The following is a 12,993-nucleotide window of genomic DNA, read 5'->3' as shown; positions in this document are numbered from 1 at the left end:
CGGAAAGCGATTGAGCGTCAGTTGGGTTTCGAACTGAACAGCAACTTCAGGTAGGTGCGGAACAGCATGATCTGTTCCGAGGCACTGTTGTGTTCCCGCAAGGCGCGCTGCAGAACCAGACCGCCTTCCACCACACCGGACACCATGTCCCCCAATGCGTCCATGTTCACCGGCTCTCTGGGTTCGTAAATCTCGGCGATTTCTTCGAACATGCCGCGAAACCGCTTGCGCCACCCAAGAATGGCCTGCCGGTTCAGTTCCCGCACCCCTTCATCGAAGAGACGATCCTGATAAGCGGTTGAGGCGATCACGCACCCGGGATGGCCGGTAGGCATCTCTTCCAGCATTTCAGCGAGAAGCTTCAGGCCGATCAGCATGCAGTGCAACGGATCGTCATTCAGTTCCCGCGCCCGGGCAAACAGATCGTCGTACAGCGCGTTTTCGACCTCGATGTAACGCTCCAGCATTGCCCGGGCCAAAGCGTTCTTGTCCTTGAAGTGATAGAAAAACCCGCCGCGCGAGATTTCCGCCCCGGCAACGATTTCATCAATCGACGTTGCCTCGAACCCCTTTTCCAACACGGCCGCCTCGGCAATATCGAGGATTCGGCTGCGGGTATCCACTTTCTGATCCATGGTCTGTTCCTGACTGTACTGCGAGTCCAGTAGGCGGCCTCCGGCCGATCTGCAATCGCGCGACGTACAAGCTTAGCCGCTGAAAATACGCCAAAAAAGGATTCCACACAACCGGACCACGCGGCAACTATCTGCCGAGTGCGGTCTGCGGTTATTCCACTGGCATCAACTGAAAAGGATTGGTTTGATGCGAATTCAACAGCTTACAGACACGCGCCGTTTCTTCCTGTCGGACGGAGGGCTCGAGACATTTTTGATCTTTGACAAGGGCTACGACCTGCCCTGTTTTTCGGCGGCCGTGCTTTTGGACACCGCTCAGGGGCGGGCCGACCTCAAGGCGTATTTTGAGAGATTCATCGGTATCGCCCGGCAATCCGGCCGCGGCTTTGTCATGGATGCGCCGACCTGGCGGGCCGGCACGGCATGGGCCGGTCCGCTGGGTCAAACCGTTCTGGAGGTTATGGAAACGAACAAACAGGCGGTCGAATTCGTCTTGGATCTGCGCCGCCAGCATGAAACCGAAGATCTGCCCATCCTGATCAACGGGTTGGTGGGTCCGGCCGGTGATGCATATGCCCCCGACACTCTGATTTCCCCGCAGGATGCCTTGCTGATTCATGCGCCGCAAATTCACGCCTTGGGCAATGCCGGTGTGGACATGATCAGCGCCATGACACTGACCCATGCGAGCGAAGCGATCGGCATCGTTCGGGCCGCGCAGGAGATCGATATTCCCGTAGTGATCGCCTTCACCCTGGAAACCGATGGGTGCCTGCCGTCCGGCCAGTCACTGGGCGATGCGATTGCTGAGGTTGACGCGGCCACAAACGGCGGCCCGATCTACTACATGATCAATTGCGCGCATCCGGATCATTTCCGCGATGTGCTGGACACGAACGCGGACTGGGTCCTGCGGATCGGTGGTATCCGATCAAACGCGTCTCGGATGAGCCACGCCGAACTGGATGAGGCCGAAGTGCTCGATGATGGCGATCCGGTCGAGCTGGGCCAATTGAACGCAGAGCTTCTGACGCTCCTTCCGAACATCCGTGTGATCGGCGGCTGCTGTGGCACCGATCATCGGCATGTGCACTGCATGGCCGGGCACGATCATGCCCGGTCTGCAGCCTGATACTTTAGGCACCAAAGTCTTATTTGAAAGGATGACTCATATGTTCAAATCTCTTTTGACGTCCTCTGCGCTGTTACTGTCACTGGCCGGTCTCGCGCAGGCCGATGCGCCAATGGCCTTTGACGTGGCCGAGGATCACACACGCATTTTCATGGCCGACAAACCGCTGCACGAGAACGGGATGCCGGCCCATGGCAACGCCTTTGTCAGTCAGGGCTACATCTATCCGGCGGGTACGCTGAAAGCCGACACCGCCGGTGTTCTGGAAGACGGGCGCCCGGCATTTCCGGACCTTGTGATAGGCACCTGGACCTGTGACGGGTATTTCGTGGGCGATGGAGCAAATGCGACGACGGGTGCGTGGATCATCAGCCGACAGGTCTTTGCCTTTGACGCGGGCGATACGATCATCACGCAGGGCACCGAAATCGTCGATACCGATGTCGGCAACCTGCGTGCGATCACGGGGGCGACCGGAGCCTATTCTGGGCACACAAGTGCTATGGTCCAGACCCTGCTTGGGTTCAGCGATCAGATGACGGTCAATGTCTCGTTTCGCATTCAGGACGAGGCGCTGGATCAGGCTGCGTTCGAGCCCAATGGGATGGGTTTGGGGGGCGACACCGCACCGGGTACTTCTGCGTCCGCCCGCCCTGTGACAGATGAGTTTGACCATCTGGAATGGGACTCCGGCGTTCCGGTCGGTCCGATTTTCGATATCGATCCCAAGTCGTCAATGTAAGTGATCAAGGTCAGCGTCAGGCGGTGTTCCGCCTGACCGCGCCTTTGGAATTCTCCAACCCTAAAGGATATCAAACATGAACATTCGTTCGATGCCGACCATCCGGCAGGCCGCTGCGCAGGACGCCCGATCCTTGGCCAAACTGATCGACATTGCAGGGGAAGGCATCCCCAATTGGTTGTGGAGCCGACAATGCAGTGCCGGGCAAACAGCTCTGGATGTCGGTGTCGAAAGAGCGCAGAGGTCCGAAGGCGGGTTTTCCTACACCAATGCGCTGATCGCCGAGAAAGACGACACGCCGTTGGGCATGGTGTTGAGCTATGCCATCGACGCGGTGTCGGAGGATGATCCTGACGATCTGCCCGCGCCGATTGCGCCCTTTGTCGCGTTGGAAAAGCTGTCCGTCGATACGTGGTACATCAACGCCCTTGCCGTCTTCGCGGGCCAGCGCGGCACCGGAACCGGTACCCGCCTTTTGCAAGCCGCCGAGGATCTGGCTGTGTCGAACGGGTCGGCAGCGATGAGCATTCAGGTCTATGGCCAGAACACCGGCGCGGTCCGCCTCTACCAGCGGCTGGGATATGAACAGGTGGCCAAGGCACCGGTCCGCGAACATCCCTGTCAGCCTTACTACACGGGCGACGTATTGTTGCTGATCAAACCTTTGGATCGCTGAGGCGGCGCGATACGGTGGTGCGGTTATGAGTGTGTGGTGGGTTTATCTGGCGGGGTACAGCGCCTTTTTTTACGGGCAAGGTGACCTCGGGTTTCCTAAACAGCGCGCGCAGTACTTGCGCGCCTGTTTCGATATATGGCCTTTGGAGTCTGGTGGCTCTACGGTTCCGAAGTCTCCTCAGAACGTGAGCGGATTGGCCTTGGCCGTCATGCGCGACGCCCGGCGTCGAATTCCAGAGCCAGACCCGCAAGGGGCCCTTGCGGCGATCTGAGGGATCGCCCTGGCAAGGGCCGCATTGGGTTTGTGAACTCGCTATTGTTTGAACCGCGACCGGTCGGCGATCAGATCAACAACGGTGGCCACTGCAAGCGGGTGCCCTGCGGTCAGCTTTTTAACGGGGAAGACATCCACTGTGACATCCGGTTCGATCCCGATTCCGTCCCACGTATTGCCGTTGTGATCGAAATACATCTCGTTGGACAGACCGAGAATCCAGCCATTCGGCAGGGTCTTTTCCAACACACCGGCGACCGCTCCATTTGTGGACGTCCCGACATGTGTGACATTCGGAAGGGCACGCAGGGCCATTGTCAGGACCTCTGCCGAACCTCGCGTCAGTTCGGATGTCAGCACGTAAACCGGGCCTTCAAATCGGGTTCGGTCGGATGCGGGAACTGTCACGTTTGTTCTGACGTCGCCTGGAAAATCCAACGCCTGTTTGGAGTATGCCGGGAAATCTTGCGCCGCAAACCTGCCTGCAATGATGGACGCGGCCGCATCGGTCCCGCCTGTATTGGTGCTGAGATCCAGGATCAGAGTCTCGGCACCGGCCTCCTGCAGGTCCGCGATGACCTGATCGAGCGCGGCGTTCAGTGGCTCGGCGTCGCGAAAGGCACCTGTGATCCCGCTGCCGGCAAATCCGAACAGGTACCGGATGGCCACGTAACCGGTTGTGTCCGACACCATGCCGTACCGGATCAGGTCGTTGCCGACCGCCGCGCCTTTGTTATCCAGTACGGAGGCGATGACGTTGTCCTGCCAGTGCGCAGCGGCAAAATCAAAGTCGGGTGGAATTCGACCCTCTGATTTGGCGCGCTCTACAGCGTCCCCCAATGCGTAGTCGCGCGAGATGAACACCCGATAGCTTCCATCGACATTGCCTCTTAACGTCAATCGCGCGTCTTCGATATCCGCGATCATACCGGTGAACAGGTCAAACAATTCGGACTGTTTCATATCGGATGTTACGGCGGCCCGCGCGTCTTCGACGGCGCTGTTCCAGTCGACGCCATAGAGATCAAAGAGCTTGTAATGTTCTGACAGAAAGCCGCTGAACGCGTCGAACACGGCTTGCGGCTCCTGGGTCTGTTCCGTGGCGCAATTTTCGGGCAGTGTTTCGATCCGGGTGGCGGAGATCCGATGCACGTTGTCCGACAGGGTGAAGCTCAGCTGGTCTCCACCCGGGTTCAGCGTGGCATTGTGGCGTTGTGCCAAGGTCGATGGGCTGTCCGTGAGCTTCGAGTTAAAGACGCAAGCGCCAGGAACTGTGTCGAACACGCGGACCTCGTTCTCAGACACATCGAGAATCCAGCCATACCCGTCCGTTTCCCAGATCCCGAGCAGTTGGTCGCCTGCGGGCACATTGCCCTGTTGCGCAAGCACCGGTGGCGTTGCCAGTGCGCCGATTGCCGTCACTAATGTGTAAAGCGTTCTCATGAAGTCATCCTTCGTTTCAACAATGCCATAGAGGCTGACGCAGCAGCGTCAGCGTGTCGTCCGGTCGTATCGGGGAGGACGTGGGCGGGTCAGAATTCGGACTGTGACGATTGCGGCGGCCTACAGAGTACGGCTCAAAACAGACGTTGAGAGCCTCACAACACGCGTTTCAGGAATATGTCGATCGTCCTGCGGAGCTGCACAGGATTGTCATGGTGCAGCATGTGGCCACCCGGCAGCGTCACCAACTCGGCAGTTTCGATCATCTTTGTTGCCAGTCTCGCGCCCTTGTGGGTCGCGCCGTTGTCACGCCCGACCACAATCAGCGTTGGTGCGCGAATACGCCCCAGCGTTGCCCGACCGTCGTAGCTGGCTGCGGCCTGCATCGCCGCCGCCAGTGATTGCGTGCTGTGAGAGGACAGTTGGCGCAGCAACTCTGCCCGGGTTTCCGGCGTTTGCCCGACACCCGCGAGGCGTCCGAGCGTTTTGGGAGAGATGTGCCGCACTGTTTGAAGGGCCAGAAAAGAAATGAAACGGCCGATCAGGGTGTGTCCGACGCTGGGAACGGATTCGATCAAAACCAAAGCTGAAACGCGGTCCGGCGCGCGCGCAGCCAATTCCAGTGCCACCATGCCGCCCAGTGAGTGGCCGATCACGATGCTGTTCTTTGACAGCTTCGGAAGCATGCACGCGGCGAAGCTTTCGACAGTCGGGGGCGTTACCTGCACCGCAGACCCATGCCAGGGCAGATCCGGGGTGCTGGCATGCGGTAAGGAGGCCGTCATTTTGCGCCAGGTTGCCCCCGACAATCCCGCGCCATGCAGCCACAGACTGTGCGTGTTACCCAATGTCAGGGCGGATTGAACCAGCCTGGGTCTGACCTGTTCCAGCATCGTGGTCTTGCCTTTTTCTACCCAATGCGCACAACGGATGTATCAATTTGCGACTTATACCAGAGCTTATCGGAATACTTTGATTTGATCGTCCTGATGGACATGCCTCGTGTCTTAACCTGTCCGCAAAGACATCTGGACCGCAGCGCGGGCGTTGAGCTGGGTCTCGTCCTTGGATATTGGCGGACCGAGGCTCGGAGGCAAGGTATTGGTATCGCGTGATCCGACATAGGAGATGAGTGTGTTCGTCGATTTCGAACGACTTTTTATTGCCACGCAGGTGGCAGGTGTATCAGTGGCCCTAATCGCGGCTGTTCTCAGCCTCAGTCTGACCCGACCGGTCAAGTTCGGCCGGGTCCTGCCGCTGCTTTTTCTGGTGCTCGCTGGCAGCGAGTTTTCGTCTACCGCCGCGCTCGTGTTTCCGAATATGCCTGCGGCGGTCTCCCTTGGTGTGTTCATGTTCAGCTATACGCTCACGTTCTGTATTGCACCTCTGTTCTTGCTACATGTTCGTTCAATTGCGCGCAGCCGAACGAATGAGCAAGGAAATGAAAACACGTTCTGGCACTTTGCCCTGCCGGTTGTTGCACTGATCACCGTCCTGCTGATGCTGACGATCCCCGAAGCCACGCGCACCGCGATGTTTTCAGGTGTGAAATTCGAGGATTTGCCGACATACGGAAAAGCAATAGCGGTGATGTTAATGGCTCTGGAGGCGGCGATCTACCTCCAGTGGTTGTTCTACGTTGGCTGGGTGGTTCGCGTGCAAGTCAATCACCTGTCCGCGGTCAAGGATCATTTTGCCAGCACCAAAGGTCTGGAGTTGCGGTGGGTTACGACCGTCGCGGGTGTGATCGGGTTTTATGCACTCGTATGCCTCTCTGGGTTCTTGCTGAGACTGTTTGGCAAAACAGGTTTTGTAAGCAACGAACTGGACAGCCTATTTGTTCTGGCCATCGTATTGGTTCTGACACTATGGGGATTGCGTCCCTCGGTCAGACTGCAGGACGCCGTCAAGACGTTGGACGACGACACGCCGGAAGTCACATCAAAATACAAAAAGAGTGCTCTTTCATCCGAGCAGGCGGATCGTATCGTCAAAAAATTGCGCAGGGCGATGGAGCAGGATTATCTGTATCGGGATCCCAATCTGACCCTGGCAAACCTGGCTGGCCATATCGGCGTGTCCACCAACTACACGTCGCAAACACTGAACGAGCATATGGGGCAATCCTTTTTCGACTATGTGAACGGGTGGCGCATCGAAGAAGCGATCCCCTTGTTAGAGCGCGACGAGCAGACGGTTTTGGCCATTGCCTATGAGGTCGGCTTCAACTCCCGATCGTCCTTTTACACCGCGTTCAGAAAAAAGACCGGCATGACACCCTCGGCCTACAAGGAACGCGGGGACAGGATGAACTCGGTTTCGCAATGAAATCGTCCCACCGAGCAGAGAGGGCTCTCAACGGATGACCTTGATGCCTTTTCGAAACAACTGTCCGCACCGATAGGGCAGGGCGACTGGTTCGGAAAGACGCCTCAAATCGCAACGCACAGAAACAAAAAACCTATCAATGGCGCTGAAACACTACCCGCTTGAAAGCGCCCGCATCAGGCGGAAACCAAAACAACATTGCCAGGAGCAGTAAGAATGTCGGACTACAAAACAAAGAAACTATCGGCTGTCAGGTTGTTCGTTCGAACGGCCTTTCCCAGAAGAGAGCCCCAACGATCCAACGCCCTCCTGAGCCTGATGACTGTGCTGATGGCCATTGGATGGTGGACCCAAGGGTCGGCGGAAACCGTTGACGTGTCCAAGGCGGTCCGCGATGCCGGTGTAGACGCTGCGGCCTCGACCATCGTCATAAAGCGTCTGTCCGATGGCCGGACCTGGCTCAGTAACCCGGAACGTGCGCAGCGGCGCTACTCTCCGGCCTCTACGTCGAAGATCCCGCACACACTGATCGCCTTGGAGACGGGTGTTGCCCAGCCGGATACCGTGTTTGTGTGGAAAAAGATTGTCACATGGAACAAGGATTGGAACCGGGATCACACGCTGACCACGGCGTTTCGGCAGTCGGTAGTGTGGGTGTTTCAAGAGATTGTCCAGATAGCAGGACACCAAACCATGGCCGATTGGCTGGACAGGTTCGACTACGGCAACGCAACAATCGGCACGGCGGATCATCTGACGACATACTGGCTGGATGGGACGCTGCGAATCTCGGCCGAGGAACAGGTCGCATTTGTGTCGAGATTTGTGCGGGCACAACTGCCGATTTCGAAGCGTACGCACGCGGTTGCCCAGGTCATCATGTTTAACGAGCGAGGCGACAACTGGTCCTTGTACGCCAAATCCGGATGGCGTCACGGCGAGGATATTATGGACATCGGTTGGTATGTCGGATGGCTGCAATGTGCCGACGACACATATGTGTTCGCCCTCAACCTGGATATGCCGGATGCATCCTATCGGACCTTTCGTCAGAGCGCTGCGACTTCGGTTCTAAACGATATCGGCGCGTTTGATTGCCGCTGATGCGATGCTGGACGCTCATTCTTGGTGCTTGCCTATGGTCCTCTGCTTCAAGCGCAAACGGGTCTGGCACGTTCGACGGCGTCTGGCAAACGGATGGGTATGGCTGGATCATCGACATTCGGGGCCATGCCGCTCGGGTCTACAATTCGGCTGCCGGCCTGTGTGTGCCGGAAACCTCCGGTCCGGACCTGTTTGCGGTCATGGCGCATCTTATGACGCCGTTTAGGCGCTGGTCGAATTCGCCGTTACCGAGCGGAAAATGTTCAGCGGGCACAACCTGTTGCAAAACATGGCGACCCGATCCTGCAACGCACCCAAAACACCTACGGCCTAGCCGGGCAAGTGACGAGATACTGGGATTCGGCTTCCCGGTTTGGTTCTGCGCTTATATCGTCAGATCGTAGGTGTTCAAGGGCGCATGCAGCAACGCCGCAATCCTTGTAAGACCTTGCACCAAGCGATCTTCGCTTGGTTCGTGGCTGAGGCATATTCGGACGGCCTCCGGAGCGTCGCCGGGATTGACGGAAAAACTGCGGGCTTCGGTTACCAGAACGCCCTGTTGGGCACATTGTGCACGGAACACATCGGCTCTCACGCCGTCCGGCAGCGGGATCCAGGCATGTAACCCATCCGGGTCTGCGACATACCCGGCTCCGTCCAGAACCTTGCGGGCCAGGGTCTGGCGCTGTGCCGCAAGGGTCCGTTGGCTTGCAACCAATGTGCCGGTTGTACCATCGCGGATCAGGCGCGCGGCCACTTCGAGCGTCAGCGGAGGGGCCATCCAGACGCTGAGATTGACCGCCCGCCGCAGCCCGGGCACCAGTCTCTCCGGCGCGCGCAGAAATCCGACCCTGAGCCCAGGTGCGACCGCCTTGGACAGGCTGGTGACATAGATCGTCTGATCCGGCGCACGGGTCGCCAGCGGGGCCGGGCGGTCTTGTTTCAGCGGGCCGAACACGTCGTCTTCAATGAGAATGACACCATGGCGTGTGGCGATCTCGGCCACGGCCTGTCTGCGTTCGTCGGACAGTGTCACAGTGGTCGGGGCCTGAAGGGTGGGTGTCAGGTAGATCGCCTTGGGTCTGGACACACGGCAATGCGCATCGAAACTGTCCGGGATAATCCCTGCTGCATCTGATTCAACCTGCTTTGTATGAATACCCAAGCGTTCGGCCATACTGTGGACCGGCATGTATGTCAGCGGTTCCGTGAGCAGTAAATCTCCGGACCCCAGAACGGATGTCAGGATACAGAGCAACCCGTGCTGCGCCCCAATCGTCGCAACAACTTCGCAGGGCTTTGCGCGAACCCCGCAGCTGTCCAGCCATATCCTACCCGCGTCCGCGTGCGACACCAGGTCTGAATCGGCCTGATAATCCAGCAACGCCCGCAACGGCGGACCGTTGGAAATCTCTCCAAGCGCCTGCCGAATGTGGGGTTCGGCAAAGCCCGGAAACGGAAGATTGCGGGACAGATCGACTGGGCCGGTTCGTGCGCGATGCAGGGTATTGGCCTTCTCGCCCATATCCGGTTCTTCGATGGACCGAACGAAGGTGCCCCGCCCGACCTCTCCACGCAGCAGGGCCCGTCGGGTGGCTTCGGCATAGGCCCGGCTGGTGGTGTTTGCGGACACACCGAGTTGGTAGGCGAGGTCCCGGTGGGGTGGCAATTGCGCTCCGGGCGCGAGATGCCCTGTCGCGATAGCGTCGGCCATCGCTTCGACGATCTGCAGGTATTTGGGACCCTGTCGCCCACTGAGGTCTGGATGCCAAATTGCCATCGTATCAATGTTTCTATTGCATCTATGCAATAGTGGCGCAATTCCTGAATACGTCAATGCAATTTATCGGGTGAGTCCCATGGCACAGTTTTCACCATCCGTTGGAAAAGGCATCGCGCTTGCGCTGCTGAGCTTGTTGCTGTTGGGTATCATGCCGATCATTTCGAACCTGCGTCCGGCGGCCATCGACGCCTTGTCTTTTGCGCTGGCACTTTCGGTCTGGCAGGTCGTGTTTGCTGTGCCTGTCTTTGGCCTTGAGCTGAAACACGGAACAAGAGGAATTTTCGGCGTCGATCTGCCATCCCGTACCCGCAGACGGATGGTGTGGGTGGCGGTGTTTACAGGGGCATTGTTCGGACTGTCGACTTACCTCTATGTCCTGGGGGTTCAAAAAGCCGGGGCCGCGAACGCTGCAGTCGCCATTCAGGCCTATCCGGTGTTTTCCATTCTGTGGGAGAGCCTGTTCCTCAAGCGCCGCAAAACCGCTGCGGAATTGGTTTTGACCGCGATACTGATCGGCTCGCTTTATTATCTGGGGACAGGTGGTACGTTTCTCATGTCCGGGCTGTCGCCCTGGTTTCTGGTGTCGCTGGGTGTGCCATTTCTGTGGAGCGTGGCCCATGTCATCATCAAGGAAGAACTGAGCACCACTCCGATTACGCCGGTACAGGTCACGTTTTTCCGGGTTGCGATCTCCACGGTGTTCCTGGCGATTGTTGTAACGCTGGCCTTGCCCTCCGGGCTGATTGCGGCGGGTGTCGCCATTGTGCAGCCGATGTCGGCGTTGATGGGGCTCGTCTATTTCCTGGAACTCATCGTCTGGTTCTACGCCGTGCGCCACATCGACGTGTCGCTGGCCAGCTCGATCACCACGCCATGGCCGGCCCTGACGATGATCTTGGCGGTGCCCTTGCTGGGGGATACAGTCGAGACGTATCAAATCGTGGCGCTGGTTGTCGTGGTTGCCTGTATCTATGCCTTGACACTTGCAGGGCTGCAAAAGGCCCGCAGGCTGAAGCCAGCGAGCGGATCGTAGCGTCCACGCAAGTGCGGTCTGCCGTCGCCTAAAGCACCAAAATCAGTGAAATGGCAGGAATTGCGATCAACAGGACCAGACGAAGGATATCGGCGACCCAGAACGGCAGAATACCGGAGAATATCGTCCGGATCGGGACATCGGGTAGCACCGTGCGCAGGACAAAGACGTTCAGGCCGATGGGCGGTGAGATCAGGCTGATCTCGGTCACGACAACGACGATAATGCCGAACCAGATGGCAACGGCCTCGGGGCTGGCCAGCATGCCGTCGCCGAAATCCAGTGCCATGATCATCGGGAAAAAGATCGGCACGGTCAGAAGGATCATCGACAGGCTTTCCAGCACCGCGCCGAGGATGATGTAGATCAGAACCAGTACAAAGATCACCACAAAGGCGTTGATATCCAGCGACTGAACGAAGGACAGGATTGCATCTGGAAGGCCTGCGAAGCTGACGAAGTTGGAAAACACCTCGGCACCGATGATGATGGCAAAGATCATGGCGGTTGGGCGTATCGTGTCGAGACCCACTTTGATCAGGCCTTTGACGGTCAGCCCCCCCATTGCAAAGGCGATGACCAGAGAGACGAGGGCCCCAACGGCGGCCGCTTCGGACGGGGTGAAAAAGCCGCCATAGATGCCGATCATGATCACCGCAAACAGACCGACAACGGCAAGAACACCGATGACGTCCCGTTCGGTCAGCGGTTGTTTCGAATCTTCTTTGGGGGCAAGGTCCGGGCGCACTTTGACCGTCGCATACACGGCTGCCACGTAAAGCAGCACACCCAGCAGACCCGGCAGCAGCCCGGCTAGGAAAAGCTTGCCGATATCGGCCTCGGTGATGATGCCGTAGATGATCAGGATCACCGATGGCGGGATGAGAATGCCCAGCGTACCGCCAGCGGCAATCGATCCGGTCGCCAGACTGTCTGCATAGCCGACCTTTCGCATGGACGGCATTGCAACCTTGGACATGGTCGCGGCGGTTGCAAGGGATGAGCCACACACCGCGCTGAACCCGCCACAGGCCACCACCGTTGCCATGGCGAGGCCCCCGGGCAGGCGGTGCAGCAGCCGGTGCGCGGTGGCGAACAGGGAATGACTGACACCTGAAACCGTCAGCAGGTTCCCCATCAGAATAAACAGCGGGATCACCGACAGGGTAAACGACAAAACGGTGTCAAATGTGGTGTTGCCCAGAAGGGTAAAGCTGGCCTTCCAGCTGCGCAGAAGGGCAAAGCCAACGGTTCCGACTGCGATCATCGCAAACGCGATGGGAACCCGGACGAACACCAGGGCAAAAAGGGCGGCCATGCCCAGCAGGGACTCGATCATGAGGGCGTGTTTCCAGTGTTGGACGCAACCGCCGCAATGGCGGAGATCGCGCAAGAGATCGAGACCAGCCCGGCAACGAAAAACAGAGGGATAGAGAGCGAGTTGGTGACCGTGCCGCGTTTGAGAAGTTTCTGAGCGTGCTCCCAGACTTCCCAGGCCATGGCCGCAAAGATGCCCGCAACGATGATCATGCCCAGAAACCCGAGCGCAACCGACAGGGCAGAGCCTGTCCTGATCGGAAAGAGATCGACGCGGATGTGGCCATCAGTTGCCGTTGTCAGCGGCATGGCCAGAAACACAAGCGTCGCCAGAAAGATTTCGGTCAGTTCAAATGCGCCGCTGATCGGATGGTTGAACAGATACCGCGCAATGACGTCTGCCGATGTCAGCAGCATCATGGCCAGCAGGACCAGAACCGCAGCAACCGACAGGCCATCCAAAAAGGAGCGCCAGATCTTTCGGGCCCGACGCGCCTTGGTTTGCATGGTTTTCAGGGCCATGGTTC

At 58.3% G+C, this 12,993-nt stretch carries 12 protein-coding genes; 6 read left to right on the top strand and 6 right to left on the bottom strand.

Translation table 11 applies throughout. The annotated features are described in order from the left end of the window. Window positions 1-17: 17 nt before the first annotated feature. On the bottom strand, window positions 18-635 hold the full coding sequence (locus ACR3E0_RS21840) for a TetR/AcrR family transcriptional regulator (RefSeq protein ID WP_480481694.1): 618 nt from the start codon (window positions 633-635) through the stop codon (window positions 18-20). A 187-nt stretch (window positions 636-822) separates the two neighbouring features. Here ACR3E0_RS21840 and ACR3E0_RS21835 point away from each other — a divergent pair, with 187 nt between their 5' ends. The 3 genes from ACR3E0_RS21835 (at window position 823) to ACR3E0_RS21825 (ending at window position 3,185) form a co-directional block, all read left to right on the top strand. Next, on the top strand, window positions 823-1,767 hold the full coding sequence (locus ACR3E0_RS21835) for a homocysteine S-methyltransferase family protein (protein ID WP_480481693.1): 945 nt from the start codon (window positions 823-825) through the stop codon (window positions 1,765-1,767). Window positions 1,768-1,807: 40 nt separating this feature from the next. Beyond that, window positions 1,808-2,509: a hypothetical protein gene (locus ACR3E0_RS21830; protein WP_480481691.1), complete on the top strand. Its 702-nt coding sequence runs from the start codon at window positions 1,808-1,810 to the stop codon at window positions 2,507-2,509. Window positions 2,510-2,585: 76 nt separating this feature from the next. Further along, the gene (locus ACR3E0_RS21825; RefSeq protein ID WP_480481689.1) at window positions 2,586-3,185 is read left to right on the top strand and encodes a GNAT family N-acetyltransferase; all 600 of its coding nucleotides are present in this window, start codon (window positions 2,586-2,588) and stop codon (window positions 3,183-3,185) included. Between the two features lie 312 nt (window positions 3,186-3,497). Here ACR3E0_RS21825 and ACR3E0_RS21820 read toward each other — a convergent pair whose 3' ends face one another. Both ACR3E0_RS21820 and ACR3E0_RS21815 read right to left on the bottom strand, forming a co-directional pair. After that, entirely contained in the window at window positions 3,498-4,901 is a 1,404-nt protein-coding gene (locus ACR3E0_RS21820) for a S41 family peptidase (RefSeq protein ID WP_480481687.1), read from the bottom strand. A gap of 155 nt (window positions 4,902-5,056) precedes the next feature. Continuing rightward, entirely contained in the window at window positions 5,057-5,794 is a 738-nt protein-coding gene (locus ACR3E0_RS21815; protein ID WP_480481685.1) for an alpha/beta fold hydrolase, read from the bottom strand. Window positions 5,795-6,035: 241 nt separating this feature from the next. Here ACR3E0_RS21815 and ACR3E0_RS21810 point away from each other — a divergent pair, with 241 nt between their 5' ends. Both ACR3E0_RS21810 and ACR3E0_RS21805 read left to right on the top strand, forming a co-directional pair. Further along, window positions 6,036-7,229 (top strand): helix-turn-helix domain-containing protein, encoded by a 1,194-nt coding sequence (locus ACR3E0_RS21810; protein WP_480481683.1) that lies wholly within the window; start codon window positions 6,036-6,038, stop codon window positions 7,227-7,229. 216 nt (window positions 7,230-7,445) lie between these two features. Then, a complete protein-coding gene (locus tag ACR3E0_RS21805; protein ID WP_480481681.1) occupies window positions 7,446-8,333 on the top strand; it encodes a penicillin-binding transpeptidase domain-containing protein in 888 nt (295 codons plus the stop codon). A gap of 385 nt (window positions 8,334-8,718) precedes the next feature. On the opposite strand, the gene ACR3E0_RS21800 is transcribed toward ACR3E0_RS21805, so the two are convergent. Beyond that, the gene (locus tag ACR3E0_RS21800) at window positions 8,719-10,113 is read right to left on the bottom strand and encodes an aminotransferase-like domain-containing protein (protein ID WP_480481679.1); all 1,395 of its coding nucleotides are present in this window, start codon (window positions 10,111-10,113) and stop codon (window positions 8,719-8,721) included. A 79-nt stretch (window positions 10,114-10,192) separates the two neighbouring features. On the opposite strand from ACR3E0_RS21800, the gene ACR3E0_RS21795 reads away from it, so the two are divergent. After that, on the top strand, window positions 10,193-11,149 hold the full coding sequence (locus tag ACR3E0_RS21795; protein ID WP_480481677.1) for a DMT family transporter: 957 nt from the start codon (window positions 10,193-10,195) through the stop codon (window positions 11,147-11,149). A 28-nt stretch (window positions 11,150-11,177) separates the two neighbouring features. Here the strand turns inward: ACR3E0_RS21795 and ACR3E0_RS21790 are convergent, their stop codons facing one another. Then, window positions 11,178-12,488, bottom strand: a complete 1,311-nt coding sequence (locus tag ACR3E0_RS21790; RefSeq protein WP_480481675.1) for a TRAP transporter large permease — start codon at window positions 12,486-12,488, stop codon at window positions 11,178-11,180. Beyond that, window positions 12,485-12,988: a TRAP transporter small permease gene (locus ACR3E0_RS21785; RefSeq protein ID WP_480481673.1), complete on the bottom strand. Its 504-nt coding sequence runs from the start codon at window positions 12,986-12,988 to the stop codon at window positions 12,485-12,487. The genes ACR3E0_RS21790 and ACR3E0_RS21785 overlap by 4 nt, the downstream gene beginning before the upstream one ends. Between the last annotated feature and the right edge of the window lie 5 nt (window positions 12,989-12,993).

It is taken from the genome of Ruegeria sp. AJ12 (genome assembly GCF_056536245.1).
Note: the sequence above shows the minus strand (reverse complement) of the source record. Positions and strands in the feature narration are given on the sequence as shown.

Coding starts and splice junctions, on each gene's coding strand:
- ACR3E0_RS21840 (WP_480481694.1), bottom strand. CDS start 635: ATGGATCAGAAAGTGGATACCCGCAGCCGAATCCTCGATATTGCCGAG.
- ACR3E0_RS21835 (WP_480481693.1), top strand. CDS start 823: ATGCGAATTCAACAGCTTACAGACACGCGCCGTTTCTTCCTGTCGGAC.
- ACR3E0_RS21830 (WP_480481691.1), top strand. CDS start 1,808: ATGTTCAAATCTCTTTTGACGTCCTCTGCGCTGTTACTGTCACTGGCC.
- ACR3E0_RS21825 (WP_480481689.1), top strand. CDS start 2,586: ATGAACATTCGTTCGATGCCGACCATCCGGCAGGCCGCTGCGCAGGAC.
- ACR3E0_RS21820 (WP_480481687.1), bottom strand. CDS start 4,901: ATGAGAACGCTTTACACATTAGTGACGGCAATCGGCGCACTGGCAACG.
- ACR3E0_RS21815 (WP_480481685.1), bottom strand. CDS start 5,794: ATGCTGGAACAGGTCAGACCCAGGCTGGTTCAATCCGCCCTGACATTG.
- ACR3E0_RS21805 (WP_480481681.1), top strand. CDS start 7,446: ATGTCGGACTACAAAACAAAGAAACTATCGGCTGTCAGGTTGTTCGTT.
- ACR3E0_RS21800 (WP_480481679.1), bottom strand. CDS start 10,113: ATGGCAATTTGGCATCCAGACCTCAGTGGGCGACAGGGTCCCAAATAC.
- ACR3E0_RS21795 (WP_480481677.1), top strand. CDS start 10,193: ATGGCACAGTTTTCACCATCCGTTGGAAAAGGCATCGCGCTTGCGCTG.
- ACR3E0_RS21790 (WP_480481675.1), bottom strand. CDS start 12,488: ATGATCGAGTCCCTGCTGGGCATGGCCGCCCTTTTTGCCCTGGTGTTC.
- ACR3E0_RS21785 (WP_480481673.1), bottom strand. CDS start 12,988: ATGGCCCTGAAAACCATGCAAACCAAGGCGCGTCGGGCCCGAAAGATC.